This window comes from Rhizobium sp. SU303, assembly GCF_021052345.1.
In the GTDB taxonomy this organism is placed as follows: domain Bacteria; phylum Pseudomonadota; class Alphaproteobacteria; order Rhizobiales; family Rhizobiaceae; genus Rhizobium; species Rhizobium laguerreae.
On record NZ_CP088097.1, the window covers coordinates 382015 to 402111 of the forward strand.

General features: G+C 61.0%; 18 protein-coding genes and 1 pseudogene. 10 read left to right on the forward strand and 9 right to left on the reverse strand.

Translation table 11 applies throughout. The features are described from left to right. Position 1: 1 nt before the first annotated feature. The 5 genes from RlegSU303_RS30750 to RlegSU303_RS30770 form a co-directional block, all read right to left on the reverse strand. Complete coding sequence (locus RlegSU303_RS30750; protein WP_222373049.1) at positions 2 to 1630, reverse strand: ABC transporter ATP-binding protein; 1629 nt, start codon at positions 1628 to 1630, stop codon at positions 2 to 4. Then, complete coding sequence (locus RlegSU303_RS30755) at positions 1627 to 2445, reverse strand: ABC transporter permease (protein ID WP_017992060.1); 819 nt, start codon at positions 2443 to 2445, stop codon at positions 1627 to 1629. The genes RlegSU303_RS30750 and RlegSU303_RS30755 overlap by 4 nt, the downstream gene beginning before the upstream one ends. Beyond that, complete coding sequence (locus RlegSU303_RS30760) at positions 2442 to 3386, reverse strand: ABC transporter permease (RefSeq protein ID WP_222373048.1); 945 nt, start codon at positions 3384 to 3386, stop codon at positions 2442 to 2444. The genes RlegSU303_RS30755 and RlegSU303_RS30760 overlap by 4 nt, the downstream gene beginning before the upstream one ends. 178 nt (positions 3387 to 3564) lie before the next feature. Next, complete coding sequence (locus RlegSU303_RS30765; RefSeq protein ID WP_017958110.1) at positions 3565 to 4470, reverse strand: LysR family transcriptional regulator; 906 nt, start codon at positions 4468 to 4470, stop codon at positions 3565 to 3567. Between the two features lie 37 nt (positions 4471 to 4507). Further along, a complete protein-coding gene (locus tag RlegSU303_RS30770; protein WP_017958111.1) occupies positions 4508 to 5482 on the reverse strand; it encodes a LysR family transcriptional regulator in 975 nt (324 codons plus the stop codon). Between the two features lie 39 nt (positions 5483 to 5521). Between RlegSU303_RS30770 and RlegSU303_RS30775 the strand changes: the two genes are divergently transcribed. Further along, complete coding sequence (locus RlegSU303_RS30775) at positions 5522 to 6895, forward strand: MmgE/PrpD family protein (protein ID WP_222373047.1); 1374 nt, start codon at positions 5522 to 5524, stop codon at positions 6893 to 6895. A gap of 65 nt (positions 6896 to 6960) precedes the next feature. On the opposite strand, the gene yghX is transcribed toward RlegSU303_RS30775, so the two are convergent. Beyond that, the gene (yghX, locus tag RlegSU303_RS30780) at positions 6961 to 7848 is read right to left on the reverse strand and encodes a YghX family hydrolase (protein WP_017958113.1); all 888 of its coding nucleotides are present in this window, start codon (positions 7846 to 7848) and stop codon (positions 6961 to 6963) included. Positions 7849 to 8177: 329 nt separating this feature from the next. Here yghX and RlegSU303_RS30785 point away from each other — a divergent pair, with 329 nt between their 5' ends. From RlegSU303_RS30785 to RlegSU303_RS30805, 5 genes are all read left to right on the forward strand, one after another. Then, positions 8178 to 9335, forward strand: coding sequence for a Gfo/Idh/MocA family protein (locus tag RlegSU303_RS30785; RefSeq protein ID WP_017958114.1), 1158 nt, complete (start codon positions 8178 to 8180; stop codon positions 9333 to 9335). 13 nt (positions 9336 to 9348) lie between these two features. Next, entirely contained in the window at positions 9349 to 10233 is an 885-nt protein-coding gene (locus RlegSU303_RS30790; protein WP_017958115.1) for a carbohydrate ABC transporter permease, read from the forward strand. Beyond that, positions 10230 to 11087, forward strand: coding sequence for a carbohydrate ABC transporter permease (locus RlegSU303_RS30795; RefSeq protein WP_003553169.1), 858 nt, complete (start codon positions 10230 to 10232; stop codon positions 11085 to 11087). Before RlegSU303_RS30790 ends, RlegSU303_RS30795 begins: the two co-directional genes overlap by 4 nt. Positions 11088 to 11160: 73 nt before the next feature. Next, the gene (locus RlegSU303_RS30800) at positions 11161 to 12366 is read left to right on the forward strand and encodes an ABC transporter substrate-binding protein (RefSeq protein WP_017958116.1); all 1206 of its coding nucleotides are present in this window, start codon (positions 11161 to 11163) and stop codon (positions 12364 to 12366) included. Between the two features lie 94 nt (positions 12367 to 12460). Next, positions 12461 to 13594 carry an ABC transporter ATP-binding protein gene (locus tag RlegSU303_RS30805; RefSeq protein WP_131628878.1) on the forward strand — a complete coding sequence of 378 codons (1134 nt, stop codon included), beginning with the start codon at positions 12461 to 12463 and terminating at the stop codon, positions 13592 to 13594. 176 nt (positions 13595 to 13770) lie between these two features. Here the strand turns inward: RlegSU303_RS30805 and RlegSU303_RS30810 are convergent, their stop codons facing one another. Next, on the reverse strand, positions 13771 to 14667 hold the full coding sequence (locus RlegSU303_RS30810; protein WP_017957661.1) for a LysR family transcriptional regulator: 897 nt from the start codon (positions 14665 to 14667) through the stop codon (positions 13771 to 13773). Positions 14668 to 14799: 132 nt separating this feature from the next. Here RlegSU303_RS30810 and RlegSU303_RS30815 point away from each other — a divergent pair, with 132 nt between their 5' ends. The 4 genes and pseudogenes from RlegSU303_RS30815 to RlegSU303_RS30830 all read left to right on the forward strand — a co-directional run bounded on the left by RlegSU303_RS30815 (position 14800) and on the right by RlegSU303_RS30830 (position 17956). After that, the gene (locus RlegSU303_RS30815; protein ID WP_017957662.1) at positions 14800 to 15786 is read left to right on the forward strand and encodes an MBL fold metallo-hydrolase; all 987 of its coding nucleotides are present in this window, start codon (positions 14800 to 14802) and stop codon (positions 15784 to 15786) included. A gap of 92 nt (positions 15787 to 15878) precedes the next feature. Next, positions 15879 to 16524: pseudogene (locus RlegSU303_RS30820) on the forward strand (ABC transporter ATP-binding protein); the annotation flags it as partial. A 141-nt stretch (positions 16525 to 16665) separates the two neighbouring features. Further along, positions 16666 to 17043, forward strand: coding sequence for a VOC family protein (locus RlegSU303_RS30825; RefSeq protein ID WP_017957663.1), 378 nt, complete (start codon positions 16666 to 16668; stop codon positions 17041 to 17043). Positions 17044 to 17062: 19 nt separating this feature from the next. Further along, positions 17063 to 17956, forward strand: a complete 894-nt coding sequence (locus RlegSU303_RS30830) for an arginase family protein (RefSeq protein ID WP_017957664.1) — start codon at positions 17063 to 17065, stop codon at positions 17954 to 17956. A gap of 150 nt (positions 17957 to 18106) precedes the next feature. On the opposite strand, the gene RlegSU303_RS30835 is transcribed toward RlegSU303_RS30830, so the two are convergent. After that, positions 18107 to 18691: a dihydrofolate reductase family protein gene (locus tag RlegSU303_RS30835; protein ID WP_017957665.1), complete on the reverse strand. Its 585-nt coding sequence runs from the start codon at positions 18689 to 18691 to the stop codon at positions 18107 to 18109. 109 nt (positions 18692 to 18800) lie between these two features. Further along, positions 18801 to 19874: an RNA polymerase subunit sigma-70 gene (locus tag RlegSU303_RS30840; protein ID WP_017957666.1), complete on the reverse strand. Its 1074-nt coding sequence runs from the start codon at positions 19872 to 19874 to the stop codon at positions 18801 to 18803. Positions 19875 to 20097 lie beyond the last annotated feature (223 nt).

Here is a 20097-nt window from a genome sequence, read left to right on the forward strand (position 1 = left end):
ATCAGTTCTCCAGGCGCCATTTGAGGATCACGCCGCCCTGAGCATTGTGGTCCAGAGCGGGGATGGCCGAGAGAAGCCGTTGCGTATAGGCCTCCTTCGGGCTGTCGAAGACCGTATCGCGGTCGCCTTCCTCGATGATCCGGCCGTCTTGCATGACGACGACGCGATCGGCCACCTGTTCGACCACGCCGAGATCGTGGCTGATGAACAGGCAGGAAAAGCCGTAGCGTTTTTGCAGATCGGACAGGAGTTCGAGCACCTGCGCCCGGACCGTCACGTCAAGCGCCGATACCGGTTCATCGGCGATCAGGAATTTCGGCCGGCGCGCAATGGCGCGGGCAATCGCCACGCGCTGCCGCTGGCCGCCCGAAAGTTCATGCGGGTAGCGCCCGGCATAGTCGGACCCAAGGCCGACTTCCTCCAGCGTCTCCAGGGCGCGCTTGCGCTTGGCCATGGCGTCGAGATCGGGAACGAGCCGCAGCGCTTCTTCCACAAGCGCGAGGATGGTCATGCGCGGATCGAGCGAGGAATAAGGATCCTGAAACACCATCTGGCAATTCAGCCGATAATCCATCCAATCGTCGTCGCGGCTGCGTCCCTTGAACCGGATATCGCCTTCGCTCTCCCGGACCAGTCCGGCAATGGTGCGCCCGAGCGTGGTCTTGCCGGAACCCGAACCGCCGACCAGCGCCACGACTTCACCCTCGTGGATATCGATGCTGACGCCATGCAGCGCCCGCTTCGGCGTTGCCTTCTTCATCAGCGACCGCCGGCCCGGATAGTCGACGACGATATCCCGCGCCGAGACCATCGGCGCCCTGGTCTTGTCGATCGTGCGCGTCTCTCCGCGGAACGGCAGGGAGGAAAGCAGTTTCTTCGTATAGGCGCGCTGCGGTGCATGGAGCAGATCGGCGGTGCGTCCTTCTTCGACGATCACGCCCTTTTCCATGACGACGATGCGGTTCGTGTAGCGCGCAACCATCGGCAGATCGTGACTGATCAGCAGCACGGCGGTGCCTTCCGCCTGTGTCAGTTCCACCATCAATTCCATGACATCGCGCTGGATCACGGCATCGAGCGCCGTCGTCGGCTCGTCGGCGATCAAGAGTGCCGGCTTCAGCAGCATCACCGATGCCAGCATGATGCGCTGGCGCATGCCGCCTGAGAATTCATGCGGATAGGACGTGAGCGCCCCGGCGGGATCGCGGATCCCGACCCGGTTCAGCATGTCGAGGATCCGGCTGCGCCGTTCTTCCTTCGAAAGTTTCGTATGCAGCTGCAAGCCTTCTTCGAGTTGGCGGCCGACGGTCATCGAGGGATTGAGCGAGGTCATCGGCTCCTGGAAGACGACACCGATTTCCGCACCACGCAATTGGCGTAATTGCGCGCCGTTCATGGAAAGCACGTCGCGTCCCTTGTAGGCAACGGAGCCGCCGATCACCTTGATGGGTGCCGGCAGCAGCGAGATCAGGGCGCGTGTTGCCAGCGTCTTGCCCGATCCGCTTTCCCCGACGATGCCGAAGATCTCGCCTGGAGCGATGTCGAAGCTGACCTCCTTGACGACCTCCACACCGGTCCCGGTGACCTGAAGGGACAGGTTGCGGACATTCAAAAGCGTTCTATTGGTCATTTCAGCCCCCTCATCCGCGGATCAAGCTTGTCCCGAAGAGCGTCGCCCAGAAGATTGATGCCGAGAAGCGTCAGGGCGATCGCCAGGCCCGGGAAGAGACCCAGCCAGACCGCCTGCTCGATGAATGGTCGGCCGGCAGCCAGCATGTTGCCCCAGGTCGGCGCCGGTGGCGGAACGCCGAGGCCGAGAAAGCTGAGCGCGCTTTCCGAAAGGATCGCCCAGCCGAACATCGAGGTCGCAAGCACGGTGATCGGCGCGATGCAATTGGGCAGGATATGGCGGAACATGGTGTAGAGCTCGCCATTGCCCATCACCTTGGAGGCCTCGATGAATTCCCGCTCGCGCAGCGACAGGACGGCGCCCCGGACAACGCGGGCCATGGATGGAGAATAGGCAATGCCCAGCGCGAAGATGATGCCATATTGATTGGCGCCGAAGACGGCGAGCAATCCCAGCGCCAGAAGGATGCCTGGAAAGGCGAGAAGCGCATTGTTGACGGCCATGATGACGGCATCGATCCAGCCGCGGGCGTAACCGCTGACGAGACCGATCAGCGTGCCGCAGACCGTTGCGAATGTGACCGTCAAGGTGCCGATCCAGACGCTCGCCCGGGCGCCGACGATCAGGCGGCTGAGCACATCGCGGCCGAATTCGTCGGTTCCGAGCCAGTGAGCGCTGCTTGGCGCCGCCAGCCGCGCCGTGAAGCCGAGCTTCATCGGATCATAGGGGGTCCAGAAAAGCCCGATCGCAGCGGAGATCAGCAATGCGGCGATCAGAATGCTGCCGATGAAGCCGTTGAACGTGACGTTTTTCATTCGGCGACTACCCGCGGATCGAACAAGGGATAGAGCAGGTCGACGACCAAATTGACCAGCACATAGGAAAGCGAGACGAACAGCAGGCAACCCTGGATCACGGGGTAATCGCGAGCAAAAATGCTGTCGACCATCAGTCGCCCGAGCCCCGGAATGGTGAAGACCGTCTCGATGACGGCAATGCCGCCGAGCAGATTGCCGAGGATCAGACCGATGACTGTCCAGGTCGGGCCGAAGGAATTCTTGAAGGCGTGCCGCCAGAGGACGGCGCTCTCGGAAAGCCCCTTGGCCCGGGCATGGGTGATATAGTCGAGACGCAGCACCTCAAGCGTCGAGGCGCGTGCCATGCGGATCAACACACCCATCTCGTGAATAACCAGGGTCATGATCGGCAGCACGAGGTAGAGCAGGCCGCCGGTGAGGTTGCTGCCGATCGAGACATAGCCGAGGACCGGTAGCCAGCTGAGTTTCAAGCCGAAGAAAAGCAGAAGCAGGAGGCCGAGCCAGAATGTCGGGATCGACAGCAGGATCGTGGCCGTGCCGACCAGCGCCAGGTCCGTCAGACTGTTCTGCCGCCACGCGGCGATGACACCCGCCGGCACGGCGATGAGGCTCGCCAGAAGCACGGCGACGACGACGATTTCGGCACTGACCAGAAATCGTGATGCGACGAGCGGCAGAACCGCCTCGTCATTGACGATCGAGCGGCCGAAATCACCCTGGACAACATTGGCGGTCCAGATCAGGAACTGTTCCGGCAGCGATTTGTCGAGGCCGAGTTCCGAGCGCATCGCCGCGATCTGCTCCGGCTCGGCCATATCACCCAGCATCAGCGCCGCCGGATCGCCGGGTATGAAGCGGATCAGCGTGAAGACGGTCACCGAAACGAGGACGATCGTCGGCAATGCCATCAACAGGCGGTTCAGAACGAATTTCAGCATTTTTGTTCCCCGCGATGGGCGACGGACAGTGCCCGGCGCCATCGGTTTCATTGCCACGGACTATGATCGAATGAAGAAATATCCGCAATATTATGCGATTCTGTCATAAGTCTATGCGGAATGCGACCGCAACCAAAGCGACTGCGTTGGCGTAAAGGCTCAGGCTAAAAATTTGATTTCAAATATCTTTTTGCGAAAGCTGGATCTGTCGCTTCAAGGCATCGCTCAGAGCGTGGGCGGCAATCGAGAGTGGTGTCCCAACCGCCCTCGCCAATCCGAATTCCTGGGTCGCGCGTGGCACGAAAGGACGGTGAACCACCGGCAGGTGGCGATAGAGATTCGCATAGAAGCTGCTGATGATCGTGACCCCAAGGCCATGCGCGACGTAGGAGCAGGCCGAACTGTTGGTATGCGTCTCGATCTTGACGATCTGCTTGACGCCGGCCCGCCGGAAGCTCTGGTCGAGTGCCATGCGGTTCGGCCGTTGACGGCCAATCAGAATGAGGGGCACGTCCCGCAAATTCCTGACCGTGATTTCCTCCAGTTTCGCAAGAGGATGATCCTTCGGAACGACGCAGACGCTTTCGCCGGTGGCGACGCGCTCGACCTCGATGCCCGGTCCGCTCTCGCCCTCCATGCGCAGAAAGCCGAAATCGATCACCCTCTGCTCGACGAGCTTGTTGATCGCGGTCGTCGTCTCGAAGAAGGTTTCGATCCGCACACCGGGGAAATCGCTGATGTAATCGGCCAGCATGGCCGGCGCGAAGTGCTCCCACATGCTGCTCGGCAGGCCGATGCGGACGATCTCCGGGCCGGCGGCGCCGCTTCTTAAGTCCTCCGCGTGGCCCGACATCCGATCGACCGCCAGCAAGATGTTCTCGGCATCGCGGGCAAGAAGCAGGGCCTCGGGGGTGGGGATGAGACGGCCTTTATCGCGCACGAAAAGCGACATCGAAAGGTCCGCCTCGAGCTGCTGGAGAAGGCGGCTGACGCCGGACTGACTGAGCCCCATCGTCTTTGCCGTGGCAATCGTCGACCCCGTCGCCAGAAGCGTGCGCAGGACTTCCAGTTGCTTGATATTCATGCGTTTGCGATCCCCCGGGACGGTTCAGGCACCGTCATCATGACCAGTCCGAAATGCTATGAAGGAAGAGGCTGGCGGCCTTGGGCATCGGAAATTTCTCTCCGCTGATCAGCGCGTAGGCAACCGGCAGTTCCGGTTCGAGCGGAATGAACTGCAGCGGCAGCGTCGCATATTCGCGGGCGATGATCTCGCCGACCAGCGCAATGCCGAGCCCCTGCGCGGCGAGCGCGCAGGCGCTCGCCACCGAATGCGCTTCGAGCAGGGGGCGTTGGCGGATTCCTGATTTGTAGAACAACGCCTCAAGCTCATGGCGAACGGGTCGCTCCCTGTTCAGCACGATCAGATCCTGCCCCTTCAGGTCGGCGACCGACAATTGGCGGCTGCCGGCTTTCGGATGATCGTTGTGCAGGGCGCAAATGACCCGCGACGACAGGATCTTCTCCTGTTTCAACCCCGGGCTCATCAGCGGCAGACGCGCGAAGCCGAGATCGGCCTCGCCGTCGGCCACCATCCGCTCAATTGCAAGATAGCTGCCGGATGCGACTTCGACGCGCATTGGACCATTCGCGGCGAGAAAGTTCTTCAGCAGCTTCGGAATGCGCGTCGAGGAAAGACTGGAGGGAAAGGCGAGCCGCAGCATGATCTCGCGCGATCGGCCGCTCTCGAGCTCCATCGCAGCCGTTTTCAAGGCGCGCAGCCGGTCGGAAATGGCACGGATTTCCGGGCCGAGCTGCAGCCCCTCGCGGGTCGGTTGCAGCCGGTTCTTTTCCCGGTCGAAAAGCCGGACGCCGAGATAGTCTTCCAATTGCTGCAACAAGCGACTGGCGTTCGATTGCGAGATCCCAAGCTCGACGGAAGCGGCGATCGTCGAGCCCGTCGCGGCGATCGCGTCATAGGCCTCGATATGCTTCAGGCTGATCGCCGCACTCGTGTCTCGCGCCATTCTGTCTCCAATGTCGATAGCCCTACCCGCAAACCGCATAAGATTGCGGAGCTGCGGAAAGTTGAACATTTTCCGCTGAGAACCAAACTCACGGAAAGACTTTCGTCAATGGCCACCATTCTCCGGAAGATCGCAGAACAGGTCCTATCGCGAACGACGTTCTCAGACCTCGCCATGGACCGGGCAAGAGATGCTGCGGTGGACACCATCGGCTGTATGATTGCAGGCAGCGGCGATGAAAGCGTCGCCGCGCTCACCCGCGCCTTCGACGGGGAAATCGCCGGAGGCGGCGCAGCGCGGCTCGTCACCGGCGGCTCCGCTTCGCCCTCTTTCGCCGCGCTCATCAACGCAACGGCGGCTCATGCGCTCGATTTCGATGACAATTTCCATCCGGCAAGGGCGCATGCTTCCGCGGTACTGCTGCCGGCGCTGCTGGCGGTTCTGACGCGCGGCAAGGTGACAAGCGGAAGACGGTTTCTCGAAGCCTATCTGGCTGGGCTGGAAGCGCAGGCGGCGATCGGCTTCGGCGTCAATCCCTCTCACTACAACAGGGGCTGGCACGCAACGGCGACGGTCGGCAGCATCGGGGCTGCGGCTGGCGTGGCTCGGCTTCTCGGCGCCGACGAAGAAAGCCTGGTCGCGGCGATGAGCCTCGCGACGAGCTTCGCCTGCGGCCCGAAAGGGCAATTCGGCACGACCGCCAAACCGCTTCATGCCGGCATTGCCGCGCGCAATGCCGTGGACGCGGCGCGCATGGCGCTGGCGGGCATGAGCGGGCGGCCGGATATCCTCGAACGGCCGCAAGGCTTCCTCGATCTTTTCGGGGGCGATGATGCCAAGGGCTGGGAAGACCTGACATTCGACGAGGACCATATCATCGAAAGCCGGGGCGTGGTGACCAAGCGCCATCCCTGCTGCGCCTCGACCCATCGCGCGATCGATGCGCTTCTGGATCTGAGGCAGGAGCATGGGCTTTTGGCGGACGACATTGTCACGATCGAGACGAAAGTCGGCATATCCGCTGCCCGCAACCTCGCTTATCCCGAGCCTACCGACGAGATGCAGGCCCGCTTCTCAATGCAATATTGCCTGGCGACAGCTTTGCTCAAAGGCTCCCTTAGCCTTTCGGACTTTACACGGCAGGAGATTGGGCGAGCGGAAATCCGGGAATTCATGCCGCGCATCGAAATGCAGTCCTATTCGGCTGATGAGGAAAAAGGCGTGGAGCGCCTCCCGCATGTCGTCACGGTCACGATGCGCGACGGGCGCATTTTGAACAAGTCTCGCTTGCATGCGAAGGGATCGCTTGAAGCGCCGATGAGCGTTCATGAACGTGAAGTCAAATTCATGGACTGCTTGCGCTGGGGAAATCGGAATGTGTCCGGCGCCTCTTTCCTGCAGCTTCGCGGGCTTGCCGATTCTGAAAACCTGTCCGGCGACGATCCCTTCTGGAGCCTGATCGCGGACCGTCAGTCGCCTTGACAAGCCGCGGGACGGAAAAGCGGCGGAAATGGCTCCCCGCCGCAGCTCGTTCAAGTCCGGCCTTCTCAGGCGAGGTATTTCGTAAACCAGTCGACCGTCCGCTGCCAGGCGAGCTTGGCTGCCGCTTCGTCGTAGCGGGGCGTGGAATCATTGTGAAAGCCGTGATTGACGTCGGGATAGATGTAGGCCTCGAATGTTTTTCCGGCGGACTTCAGGGCAGCTTCATAGGCCGGCCAGCCTTCGTTGATCCCCTTGTCCAGACCGGCATAGTGGAGAAGCAATGGCGCCTTGATCTTCGGCACGTCTTCGGCGCGCGGCTGCCGGCCGTAGAACGGCACGGCTGCGGCAAGCTCCGGATAGGCCACCGCCGCAGCGTTGGCGACGCCGCCGCCATAGCAGAAGCCGGTGATGCCGACCTTGCCTGTGGTGAGATCGTTGTTCATCAAAAATTCGACCGCCGCGAAGAAGTCGTTCATCAGCTTTTCCGGGTCGACTTTCTGCTGGAGTTCGCGTCCCTTTTCGTCGTTGCCGGGATAGCCTCCGACCGAAGTGAGGCCATCCGGCGCAAGAGCGATGAACCCCGCCTTTGCCACGCGCCGCGCCACATCTTCGATATAGGGGTTCAGACCTCTGTTCTCGTGCACGACCACCACAGCCGCAACTTTGCCGGTCGCGTTTTTGGGACGGACGAGATAGCCGCGGACATCGCCATTTCCCTTTGGCGAGGGATAGGTGATGTATTCGGCCGATATATCGGGATCGGTGAACTCGACTTGGGTCGCCAGCGCATAGTCGGGGCTCAGCGATGAAAGAATGGCGGCTGCCGTAACGCCGCCGACGGCGAATTTGCCGGCCCGGTCGAGAAACTCGCGTTTGGTAATTTTCCCGTGCGCGTAGTAATCGTAGAGTTCGAGAAGTTCCTGAGGGAAATCCTTGGCTGTCATACGGGTCATGATGGCTCCTCCGTGCCTTCGGGTCTCGCATCATCCTACACACGTAAACTCACGAGTCTTTTCAACATTTCGCGAGTCCCGCGTGTGCTTGCCGGACCGATCGTCGGCTGCGCCAACAGTCGCTGAATTCGCTGCCTCGGCGTCAAGAGATGCGCCCTCTTCCCTTTGGCAATCGGCATCCGGTCGGTTGCAGGCAGCAATCGGCCGCCGGCTATCGATCTATGAAAATTAATTTCATGCTCGCGCTTCCATGCCCGTTTTCTATTGACGCCTCCCGATTTTTGTCCCAACTTAAAGAAAATAAATTACTAAATGGGAACCTGATCGGCATGAAAGTGGGAATCATCGGGCTAGGATTCCGGCTCGGCTATCTCGGCTATGTTTTCAAGGCAATCGATAGCAGCTTCGACATTGTCGGCTATGTGGATCCGGAACCCGCCGGACTTCCCGGATTGACGGAAAAGGGTATTTCAGTCGGCAAGGCCTATGGTTCGCCGGAAGAGCTCCTCGCCTCCGAAAAGCTCGATCTGTTGATGATCGGCTCTCCCAATCACCTGCATCTCGATCATATCAGGCTCGGGCTTCAAGCCGGTCTCAAGGTCTTCTGCGAAAAGCCGATCGTCACGACGATCGCCGAAAGCATCGAACTTGCGCATCTGATGGCAAAATTCGGCCATGAGCGACTGATGGTCGGTCTCGTGCTGCGCTATTCTCCTCTTTACAAGGATCTCCGCGCCATCCAGGCCGAGGGCAAGCTTGGTCAGATCGTGTCGATCGAGGCTTCCGAACATATCGAGCCTTATCACGGCGCCTTCTTCATGCGCGACTGGCGCCGCTATGAGCGCTATTCCGGCAGCTTCATGCTGGAGAAATGCTGCCACGACCTCGATCTTTACAATGGCGTCGCAGGCGCACGGCCGGAACGCGTCGCAAGTTTCGGCGGCCGCAAGAGCTTCATTCCGGCCAACGACCCGGCACGTGAGGGCATCAACGACCTCGAGCTTTTCCACCGCAAGCCGAGCGGATGGATGGGATCGGACAAGGTCTTCGACAGCGATGCCGATATCATCGACTATCAGGTGGCGATCGTCGAATATGCCAATGGCGTCGGCATGAACTTTCACACCAATCTGAACGTGCCCGACCAGTTCCGCCGTTTCGCCATCATGGGTTCGCGCGGCATGGCCGAAGGCGATTTCGTCCGCGGCTATCTCGACGTTCACGAACAGCTGACCGGCAACAAGGTGGTCGAAAACAAATATGCCGCCACCGAGCTCTCCCAGCACTACGGCGCCGATGAACAGATGGCGAGCGACCTGCTTGAAAGCGTACGCACCGGGCTCGAACTTCCTGTTTCCACGCTGAACGCGCTCGAAGCCGGCATCCTCGCCTTGGCGATGGACGAAGCGAGGATGAAGAAAACAGTCGTCGACCTCAGACCCGTCTGGGACCGCTTCGACGAAGCCCTTCACGCGAGAGCGGCTTGAGGAGGGCGGCAAGATGAGTGTTCAAAGAAGCACCTTCATCTTCGCTTGCATCCTTCTTCTTCCGGCTGTGCTCTATGTTCTAGCGATCGTCGCCTATCCGCTGGTCGATACGTTCATTCTCTCTTTCACCGACGCGTCGCTCAGGAAGACCACCAACTGGGTCGGCTGGGCCAATTACGAGAAGATCTTCAACGAGCGGTTTGCGGAAGTGATCATCCGCACCTTCGTCTGGACCTTCTTCTCCGTTGCCCTGAAAATGGTTATCGGCACATTCGGCGCATGCATGCTGAATGCCGCGGTCCCCGGCCGCTCGCTGTTCCGGCTTTTGACCATGCCGCCGTGGATCGTGCCGATGGCGATCGGCATCTTCATGTGGGGCTGGATGTATAATGGCCAGTTCGGGATGATATCGGGCCTGTTGCAGCGCTTCGGTCTCGTCGACGGACCGGTCGCCTTCCTTGCCTACGGAAGTACCGCCTTCTGGGCAACGATCATCACCGACGTTTGGATCGGCGTGCCACTGGTGACGATCTACTTCCTGGCAGCGATCCAATCCATTCCGAAGGATCTCTACGAGGCCGCCTGGACCGACGGCGCCGGCCGCTGGTACCGCTTCCGCCGCATCACGCTGCCGCTGATGGTTCCGGCGATCATCACCATGTCGATGCTCTCGCTGATCGCCACCTTCAACTCGTTCGACATCATCTGGATCCTGACGCAGGGCGGACCGAGCGGCGAGACGACGACGATGATCATCGATACCTATCAGACCGCGATCGGCTCGAAGAAATACGGTGAAGGTGCAGCGCGCGCCGTTTTGATCTGCATCTTCCTGTCGCTCTTCTGCTTCGCCTATTTCCGCGTCACCCGCCGCCTCAATCCGGAGAAGCGCGCATGAGCAACGCAGCCATGATCGACCGTTACCGCTGGTGGGAAATCATCCTGATCTATTGCGGCATCGCGCTGTTTCTTTTCTTCGTGCTGTCGCCCTTCGTCGAAGGTTTCCTGGTTTCGCTGAAGCCGCTCAGCCAACTCTTCTCCTCGCCCTATCGCTTCTGGCCGGAGAACGGCTCGTTTGAAGCCTACCGGACGATGTGGATCAGCGTGCCGGGCTTCGGGCGCTATATCTTCAACTCGTTCTTCATCTCGATCATCGTCACGCTGATCGTGCTCTGCCTCGTCATTCCAGCGGCTTATGCCTTTGCGAAGTTCGAATTCAGGGGCATGGGCATCCTGCTCGGTGCCTTCCTGACGGTGAACATGTTTTCCGGTGCCGTGCTGTTGATCCCGCTCTTCCGGCTGATGCGCAGCATCGGCGTGCTCAACACCTATCTCGCCATGATCGTGCCGGGCGTCGCCTTCCTGATCCCCTCGGCGATCTGGCTGCTGCGTACCTACATGATCCGTATCCCGCAGGAACTCAACGAAGCGGCCTACATGGATGGCGCCAGCCATTTCTACACGCTGCGCCGGGTCATCCTGCCCATTGCGATGCCGGGGATTATCGTCGTCGCCATCACCACCTTCATCGGCGCTTACGCCCAGCAATTCATCTTCGCGCTGACGTTCAACTCGAAGACCGAATACATGCCCTTGCCGGTGGGGCTCTTTGCTTACTTCGGCAAGCAGGAGGTCATCTGGAACGAACTGATGGCGGCTTCCTTCGTCGGTATCGCGCCGGCGATGGTCGTCATCTTCTTCCTTCAGCGCTACCTTGTCGGCGGGCTGACCGCCGGTGCGGTGAAACAATAAGACCAAAAAACGAGTGAACAGCTAACACAAGAATGGGAGTCACGACGTGAGCATATCAATCAAGACAGGCCTTATGGCGCTCGCCCTGCTCGGTTCGACGGCACTGACCGCCGTCACTGCCCAGGCCGCCGACAAGGAAATCAGCTGGATCTATTGCGGCGACACGATCGACCCGGTCCACACCAAATACATCAAGCAATGGGAAGAAAAGAACGCGGGCTGGAAGGTCGCCCCCGAGGTCGTCGGATGGGCGCAGTGCCAGGACAAGGCAACGACGCTTGCTGCCGCCGGCACGCCGGTGGCGATGGCCTATGTCGGCTCGCGCACGCTGAAGGAATTTGCGCAGAACGACCTGATCGTTCCGGTGCCGATGACGGACGACGAGAAGAAGACCTACTATCCGAACATCGTCAACACTGTGACCTTCGAGGGCACGCAGTGGGGCGTTCCGATCGCTTTCTCCACCAAGGCGCTTTACTGGAACAAAGATCTTTTCAAGCAGGCCGGCCTCGATCCCGAGACGCCGCCGAAGACTTGGGCTGAAGAAATCGAGATGGCGAAGACCATCAAGGAAAAGACCGGCATTCCGGGCTTCGGTCTCTCCGCCAAGACCTTCGACAACACGATGCACCAGTTCATGCATTGGGTTTACACCAACAACGGCACGGTGATCGATGCGGACGGTAAAGTTACGCTCGACAGCCCGCAGATTCTCGCCGCGCTGAAGGCCTACAAGGATATCGTCCCCTACTCCGAAGAAGGCCCGACGGCCTACGAGCAGAACGAAGTCCGCGCCATCTTCCTCGACGGCAAGGTGGCGATGATCCAGGCCGGCTCGGGTGCAGCCGACCGCCTGAAGGCGACGAAGATCAGCTGGGGCATTACCACGCTGCCGCTCGGCCCCGACGCCAAGGGTCCCGGCACGCTGCTGATCACCGACAGCTTGGCGATCTTCAAGGGCTCGGGTGTAGAGGACAAGGCGACGGAATTTGCCAAGTTCATCACGTCGCCGGATGTGCAGTCCGAATATGAACTGCAGGGCGGCGCCGGCCTCACACCGCTGCGTCCGTCGCCCAAGGTCGATGAATTCGTCGCCAAGGATCCGCACTGGAAGCCTTTGATCGAAGGCATCAGCTACGGCGGCCCGGAGCCGCTCTTCACCGACTATAAAGGCTTCCAGAACTCGATGATCGAGATGATCCAATCCGTCGTGACGGGCAAGGCCGAACCGGAAGCCGCGCTCAAGAAGGCGGCGGGCGAAATCGAAGCCTTCAAATAAACCCCTCGAGCTCTCTGGGATCGCGGGATGTGACATCCGCGATCCCTTCCCTGACGATGAACGCGCGACCAAGGCTGCCGGTGGAGATAGATTTTTGGGACAACTCCTTCTCAACAAAGTTCAGAAATTCTATGGCGATTACGAAGTTCTGAAGGGCGTGCAGCTCGAGGTGCGGAACGGCGAGTTCGTCGTTTTCGTCGGACCGTCGGGCTGCGGCAAGTCCACGCTCTTGCGCATGATCGCAGGTCTCGACGCGACGACCGCCGGCGACATCGTCATTAATGGCGTCAGGGTCAACGATCTGCCGCCGGTCAAGCGCGGCATCGCCATGGTGTTCCAGTCCTACGCGCTTTATCCACACATGACTGTTTTCGAGAACATCGCCTTCCCGCTTCGGGTCGAAAGGATGGAAGAGGAAAAGCTCAAGGCCAAGGTGGAGAACGCGGCGCGCATCCTTCACCTCGAACAGCGGCTGCAGCAGAAACCCGGCATGCTGTCCGGCGGCCAGCGCCAGCGCGTCGCGATCGGCCGCGCCATCGTGCGCGAGCCAAAGATATTCCTGTTCGATGAGCCGCTGTCCAACCTCGACGCTGCGCTGCGCGCCGACATGCGTATCGAGCTTGCCAAGCTGCACAGGCAGTTGAAGGCGACGATGATCTATGTGACGCACGACCAGGTCGAGGCGATGACCATGGCCGACCGTATCGTCGTGCTGGATTCCGGCGACATCTCCCAGACGGGCGCGCCGCTGGAGCTTTATCACAAGCCCGCAAACCAGTTTGTCGCCGGCTTCATCGGCAATCCGAAAATGAATTTCCTGCCCGTAATCTGCAAGGGCGTCAGCGCCAATGGCGTCGAGGTGGATTATCAAGGCCAGACAGCCGTTCTGCCGGTGACGCCGCGCGACGGCATGGCCGGCAAGGCTTTAACGCTCGGCATCCGGCCGGAGCATATCCAGCTTGGCGGCGGCGATATCGTCTTTACCGTGACCCCGACAGTCATCGAGCGCCTCGGGGCAAATACGGTCGCTTACGCCTCGCTCAACGGAGAGTCCGAGAATTTCTGCGCCATGCTGCCGGGCAGCGTTGGCATCCGTGCGGACGCGCCGGTCGCGACCGGCATCAATGCCGCAGATTGCCACCTCTTCGACGAGGCGGGCATAGCTTTCGAGCGCCGCGTTGAGCTGACCGAAATCGATATGAACGTGATCAACCCGACGGCGGCTTGAACCGACTGGCTCCGTTTCAGCGGTTCGGGCGTCGGCGGTATGGCGGCGTTGCGCCTCTCGTTCAGCGATTTCTGGGGCGACATGTTACGAACTTAGGAAAGGCCAGCCGCGCCCCGAAGCATTCGGACCGTTTCGCGTGACTGTCATCAACCGAGCCGCGCCCGGCGACGAGCGCTTTAGTCCGCAACCCGCGCGCGTAGGCGGGGCAAGATCCAATCGAGGAAGCAGCGCACCTTCAGCGACAGCGGATCGGCTGGTCCATGCATCACGTTCACAGGTAGCGGTTCCGGCGCGAACTCCGTCAGCAATTCCTGCAGAGCGCCGGAGCGCAGCTGATCGGAAATCTGGTAAGACAGTACGCGGATAATGCCGATACCGGCCATTGCAGCCTGAATGGCCGCCTCCGTCGTGTTGACCGCGAGTTTGGGGTGCGGCTCGATGGCGAAGGCCGGACCGTCGCGGCGGTAGCGCCATTCCGGCGCGGTCGCAAAGCCCTGGAAGCTTATACCGTCATGTCGTGCGAGGTCTTCCGGCTGACGCGGCACGCCTCGCCGGGCCAGATATTCGGGGCTGGCGCAGATCACCCGGCGGACACTGCCGACGCGTGTTGTGATCAGGGCACTGTCCGTCAGGTGGCCAATTCTAAGAGCCACGTCAACCTGCTCGTCCGCCAGATTGATCTGCCGATCGACCAGCGTCAGGCGCAGGTTGATATTGGGTTGCTCCTTCAAGAATTGCAGCGAGATTGGCAGCAGATGACGCTCGCCGAAGGCAACAGGTGCGGTCACATGGAGCCCGCCACGCAGCGCCCCATGGTCGCCGCTCGCCTGCCGCTCCGCCGCGTCCAGCTCCTCAAGGATACGGCGTGAGGCGGCGACAAAGGTGCGCCCCTCTTCGGTCAGCGACAGGCCCCGGCGAGTGCGCAGCACCAAGGGCACGCCGAGGTGCTTTTCAAGATCGGCGACCTTGCGGCTGACCGTGGCAAGGGGGGCACGCAGTTGCCGCGCCCCGGCAGAAAGGCTGCCGGCATCGACCACCGCCAGCAGTACCGACATCGCGTCAAAACGATCCATGCAATCCTTCCGCTATCTGAGAGGAATGTTCTCAAAATGGCAGGATACCCTACTGTTTGTGGATATCATAGCTTCACGTCGTTCACCGGCGCTGTTCGGTTTCCCGTATTGCCAATGATCAGGAAGGACGTCATGCCCACACTTTCGCGCCGTGCCTTTGCAAGCGCTCTCCCAATCGGCTTGCTTGGGGGAAGCCTTTTCGGCGGAGGAATGATTGAAGGCGCGTCCGCGCTTGCCGCGACACCGGCTACGGCCAAAGCGCCGGTCAGCGTTACGCCGCTCGCGCAGATCCGCATCGGTCGTTTCACGGTAACGGCGTTGACGGACGGCTATGCGGATATGCCCTATGATTATTTTCCGGGGCGAACCGCGGCGGAGGTCGAACAGGCGGCAGTCGCGCAGTTCACCGCCCGCGCGGGCGGGGTGCGGTTCCTGTTCAACCAGTATCTCGTCGAGGATGGCGAACGCCGCATCCTGATCGATGCCGGTGCGGCAGGCTCGATCGGCCAGACCGGCCAACTGCCGCAGGCGCTCGCCGCGCTCGGCCTGCAGCCCGACCAGATCGACGCGGTGATCGTGACGCATATGCATCAGGACCACATGGGCGGTCTGATCCTCGGAGGCAAGAACAACTATCCCAAGGCGGAACTCTATATAGATCGCCGCGACGTCGCGCATTGGACTGATCCGGCCAAGCGCAGCGGCGCACCCGATTATCTGCAGACCAGCTTCAAGATGGCCGACGAGGTCGTGCGCCTCTATCCGAGACTTCAGGCGATCGACGGAGAGCGAGAAATCGTGCCGGGCGTCTCAATTGTCGACCTGACCGGCCATACACCCGGCCATATCGGCGTGCGGGTCCAAGATGGCGGACAGAGCCTCATCATGGTCTCGGATATGATCTTTCCCGTCGTTCATCCTGGGGCGACCGACGTGTTCTTCCTGTTCGAGCAGGATCCTGCCGCGGCCAAAGCCATGCGCGACCGGTTCTTTCCTCGCGCCGCTTCCGAAGGCGCCCTCATCGCCGCCACGCACATGCCCTTTCCAGGGCTCGGCCGTGTCGTTGCCGACCATGGGCAGATGCGTTGGCAGGTAGCGGATTGGGCCCTGCAGAACTGAGGTCTGCTTGGCGGTCGCAAGAGTAGTGATCGCCATGACCCCTTCCGCGGGGCTGCACCGCGATGAAGCCATCCCCGCGGGGCCGCGACATCCTCGACGCAGCACTTCGCGCCGACATGCGTATCGAGCTTGCCAAGCTGCACAGGCAGTTGAAGGCGACGATGATCTATGTGACGCACGACCAGGTCGAGGCGATGACCATGGCCGACCGTATCGTCGTGCTGGATTCCGGCGACATCTCCCAGACGGGCGCGCCGCTGGAGCTTTAATCACAAGCCCGCAAACCAGTTTGTCGCCGGCTTCATCGGCAATCCGAAAATGAATTTTCTGCCCGTAACCTGCAAGGGCGTCAGCGCCAGTGGCGTCGAAGTGGATTATCAAGGCCAGACAGCCGTTCTGCCCGTGACGCCGCGCGACGGTATGGCCGGCAAGGCTTTGACGCTCGGCATCCGGCCGGAGCATATCCAGCTTGGCGGCGGCGATATCGTCTTTACCGTGACCCCGACAGTCGTCGAGCGCCTCGGGGCAAATACGGTCGCCTACGCCTCGCTGAATGGAGAGTCCGAGAATTTCTGCGCCATGCTGCCGGGCAGCGTTGGCATCCGTGCGGACGCGCCGGTCGCGACCGGCATCAATGCCGCAGATTGCCACCTCTTCGACGAGGCGGGCATAGCCTTCGAGCGGCGCGTTGAGCTGACCGAAATCGATATGAACGTGATCAACCCGACGGCGGCTTGAACCGACTGGCTCCGTTTCAGCGGTTCGTCCTGCCAGGTCGGTTCCGGGCAGGAAGTGACACGCGAGGTGATTGCAAACAACGGTTTGAGGGAACAATGACCAAAAGCTGCCGTTAGGGGCACAAAGCTAGCGGAGGTAGTTGTGATCCACCATGTCTCGGTTGGGACGAATGATGTTGCGCGTTCGAAGCGCTTCTACGACGCCGTTTTGCCCATCGTCGGCATTGTGCCGATGGCCGAGGACGAGGGTGGACTTGGCTACGGCACTGGTACGTTTCATTTCAGCGTCCAGGTTCCGATTGATGGAAAACCAGCGACCGTGGGCAATGGCACTCATATCGCCTTTGCTGTCGAGGACCGTTCGATGGTCAATCGATTTTACGCAGCAGCACTGAAATATGGCGGCAGTGACGATGGCGCTCCCGGGCTGCGGCCGAACTATGATGCGCACTATTATGGAGCGTTCGTCCGCGATCCGGACGGTCACAAGATCGAGGCCGTGACCTACTCCGCAAAATGACTCGCTAACGGAGGCGCGCATGCCGACCCTTCCCTATGCAATTCTCGAAGCCCCCTCCACGCTGGGCTTGGCGACCGACGGTGTGGAGCGCTTGCCCGACCGACTACTGGATCTCGGCCTTGCAGAGCGCATCCATGCGCACCGAGCCGAGCGGCTGGCGGTGCCTCCGAAGGACCCTATGCCCGATCCCGAGACCGGTATCCTCAATGCCAGGGCAATCGCGGCGTGGTCGCCCCGGCTTGCCGACGCGGTGGAAGCGGTGCTTGACGCGGGCGAATTTCCGGTTGTACTCGGCGGCGATTGCACGATCCTGATGGGCTCGATGCTCGCGTTTCGACGGCGCGGCCGCTACGGCCTGTTCTTCATCGACGGCAACGCCGATTTCTTTCAGCCCGAGGCGGAACCCAATGGTGAGGGCGCCTCGATGGATCTTGCCTTGGTCACCGGCCACGGCCCGTCGCTCCTGACCGACATTGAAGGTCGCGGTCCTTTGGTCCGTCCCGAAGACGCCGTCGCCTTCGCATATCGCGATCATAAGGATCAGGAGGAGTACGGAAGCCACCCGCTTCCCAAAGAGCTCAAGGCGATTGACCTTCCCGCCGTGCGCGCGATGGGCATCGAGGCCGCCGCGCGCGAAGCGGTCGACCACCTGACGCGGGAGGAATTGGACGGCTTCTTCATCCATCTCGACGCCGATTGCCTCGACGACGGCATCATGCCGGCTGTCGATTTCCGCGTGCCGGGCGGGTTATCATGGGACGAGCTAGAAACCGCGCTTCGGGTTTCCTTGGCGAGCGGCAAGGCAGTCGGTATCGAGATCACCATCTACAATCCGCGCCTTGATGAGGACGGCAGCGCCGGGCGCGGCCTGGCCGACGTACTAGCCGCAGCGCTCGGAACAGCAGCGCAGTGAACACGGCGAGCACGTCTGTTTTCCGCCGCGGAGACACTCCGAACGAGTTATGCTGGAAAGCACTTCATCGAGCTGTTCCAGTTTCTCCGGCAACGCGGCCGCCCCGACGGCGTCCACAAACAACCGCATGCGTGGTGATCCAGCAACGCGTTAGTGCGCCCGGCAGTCGTAGTGCAAGGCTGCTATATCCGAGCCTGAGAGCTTGCGCTGGCCCAGCAGCTTGAACGGTGCACTCAAGCCAGGCTCGAATGTACGCACGCCCTCACCCAACACGACGTTGCCCACCAGAAGGTGAAACTCGTCGACAAAGCCATGCGCAAGCAAGTTATTGAAGAGAGTGCGGCTGCCAAAGATCAGCAGGTCGTCACCGGCCTGAGCCTTGAGTTCAGCGATCCGCGCATGTACGCGTGTCCTGCTCACCACCTCGGCGCCGGCCCAAGGGGACGTTTTTGCCAGAGCCAGCGTGTCGCTGGCGACGAGCTTGCGTGCAGCGTCGACACGCTCGGCGATCTCGCTTTGCACCGGGTCGTTGGTCGGACTGCGATCGACATTCGGCCAATAGGCCTCGAACATGGGGAACGTGACTGCACCGAAGAGCAGCGTGCCCGCGTTGCGCAAGAGTTCAAGATTGTGGGCGTCGAACGTCTCCCCCATTGGCAGCATGTCAAGCCGGCCATCCGGGCCGGCGCAGTAGTTGTCGAGGGAACTCAGAATGCTGACGACGAGCTTGGCCATCGCGAATGTCCTTCTGCTGAACGAGTGTTGCAGTCCCGAACCTTTCGGGCCTGTCGTTCCCTTAGAGACATAGCGATGCGGAAACTCATCGCTCCGTGGCGAAAAAATCCTAGTGAAACTCGTCGCGCATTCCGAACCGGCTGCAGACTGCAGGGTCAAGAAAGCTGTCGATGGCGGCAATGTGGCCGTCGTACACGCTCAGCAGCACGACGCCACCCGGCCGGAAGCGGTCGTCACCAGCTTGCTTCAGATAGCAGGCGAATCCGGGCTGGCCGTTGCCGCGTAAAGAGTGGAGCCGCCAGGGAGTCTCGAACACGCGTTCTGCGAAGAATTTTCCGACAAACTCGCGACCACTGAACCATGCCGGCAGCGGCGGCATTGTGAAGCGGACATCATCGGCTAGTAGGTTCACCATTGCTGTAACGTCGCGACTTTCCCAAGCGGATACGAAGGCATGCAGCAGGAGTTCGAGCCCCTGCGCATCAACTTGCAGCATCTCGCTAGACTGCACGGTTGCGGGTTTCTTCGCCCTCACCGTTTGTCGAGAGCGCTGCAGCGCACTGTTGACCGAGGCCACGGTGGTTCCAAGGATGTCGGCGGTCTCGTTGGCCGAGTACCCAAGCACCTCGCGTAGCAGGAGTACGGCGCGCTGCGTGCCGGGCAAGTGCTGTAACATGGCAACGAATGCAAGTCCTATGTATTCGCGACGCAGCAGTATCGCTGCTGGATCTTCGTTGGGCGCACCCCCGTACAGCAGTTCGCTATCCGGCATTGGTTCCAGCCACACAGGCCCCTGCACCGGCTCGCCCAGTTCGGCTGTGGACCGAAGCGGCGGGGCGAGATCCCCTGACGCTAGACGCCGAGGGCGTCTCGAAATCATGCGAAGGCAAATGCGGGTGGCGATGCTGTTGAGCCACGTGCCGAGCGAACTGCGTGCCTCGAAAGACCCTAGGCCACGCCATGCACCGAGTAGTGTCTCCTGTAGAGCATCGTCGGCATCAAAGGGCGAGCCGAGCATGCGATAGCAATGCGTGTGTAGCAGCTTGCGGTAGGGCTTCATGAGCTGGTCGAATGCCGATGTGTCACCAGCTCTTGCTTGCTGCAGCCACTCGCTTTCAGCTGGATCGACCGCTTTCTTTACCACCACCTGTCGCACCGTGTGCTGTGACATGTCGAAAACCATGGGTTGGGCGCGCTATGGCCAGAGTGTTCGCTCGCCGAGGGGCACCTTAGTCTGGGCGTTCGCTTTCGAGAAGGTACGTATCTTACCGCTGCGAGCTTCCCCGACTGGCACATGACGTCACGCTTGTCGCTATTTGGACGCCAGGAGCCGCCTGATCGCGAGCGATCCACCGGCAACTGCGGCCTTCGGTGATCAAGGCCATTTCGCCCCCAACCGCAACCGC

Coding starts and splice junctions, on each gene's coding strand:
- RlegSU303_RS30835 (WP_017957665.1), bottom strand. CDS start 18,691: ATGGCCAAGCTCGTCGTCAGCATTCTGAGTTCCCTCGACAACTACTGC.
- RlegSU303_RS30775 (WP_222373047.1), top strand. CDS start 5,522: ATGGCCACCATTCTCCGGAAGATCGCAGAACAGGTCCTATCGCGAACG.
- RlegSU303_RS30830 (WP_017957664.1), top strand. CDS start 17,063: ATGCCGACCCTTCCCTATGCAATTCTCGAAGCCCCCTCCACGCTGGGC.
- RlegSU303_RS30770 (WP_017958111.1), bottom strand. CDS start 5,482: ATGTTCAACTTTCCGCAGCTCCGCAATCTTATGCGGTTTGCGGGTAGG.
- RlegSU303_RS30760 (WP_222373048.1), bottom strand. CDS start 3,386: ATGCTGAAATTCGTTCTGAACCGCCTGTTGATGGCATTGCCGACGATC.
- RlegSU303_RS30800 (WP_017958116.1), top strand. CDS start 11,161: ATGGCGCTCGCCCTGCTCGGTTCGACGGCACTGACCGCCGTCACTGCC.
- RlegSU303_RS30785 (WP_017958114.1), top strand. CDS start 8,178: ATGAAAGTGGGAATCATCGGGCTAGGATTCCGGCTCGGCTATCTCGGC.
- yghX (WP_017958113.1), bottom strand. CDS start 7,848: ATGACCCGTATGACAGCCAAGGATTTCCCTCAGGAACTTCTCGAACTC.
- RlegSU303_RS30790 (WP_017958115.1), top strand. CDS start 9,349: ATGAGTGTTCAAAGAAGCACCTTCATCTTCGCTTGCATCCTTCTTCTT.
- RlegSU303_RS30795 (WP_003553169.1), top strand. CDS start 10,230: ATGAGCAACGCAGCCATGATCGACCGTTACCGCTGGTGGGAAATCATC.
- RlegSU303_RS30765 (WP_017958110.1), bottom strand. CDS start 4,470: ATGAATATCAAGCAACTGGAAGTCCTGCGCACGCTTCTGGCGACGGGG.
- RlegSU303_RS30840 (WP_017957666.1), bottom strand. CDS start 19,874: ATGGTTTTCGACATGTCACAGCACACGGTGCGACAGGTGGTGGTAAAG.
- RlegSU303_RS30810 (WP_017957661.1), bottom strand. CDS start 14,667: ATGGATCGTTTTGACGCGATGTCGGTACTGCTGGCGGTGGTCGATGCC.
- RlegSU303_RS30750 (WP_222373049.1), bottom strand. CDS start 1,630: ATGACCAATAGAACGCTTTTGAATGTCCGCAACCTGTCCCTTCAGGTC.
- RlegSU303_RS30755 (WP_017992060.1), bottom strand. CDS start 2,445: ATGAAAAACGTCACGTTCAACGGCTTCATCGGCAGCATTCTGATCGCC.
- RlegSU303_RS30815 (WP_017957662.1), top strand. CDS start 14,800: ATGCCCACACTTTCGCGCCGTGCCTTTGCAAGCGCTCTCCCAATCGGC.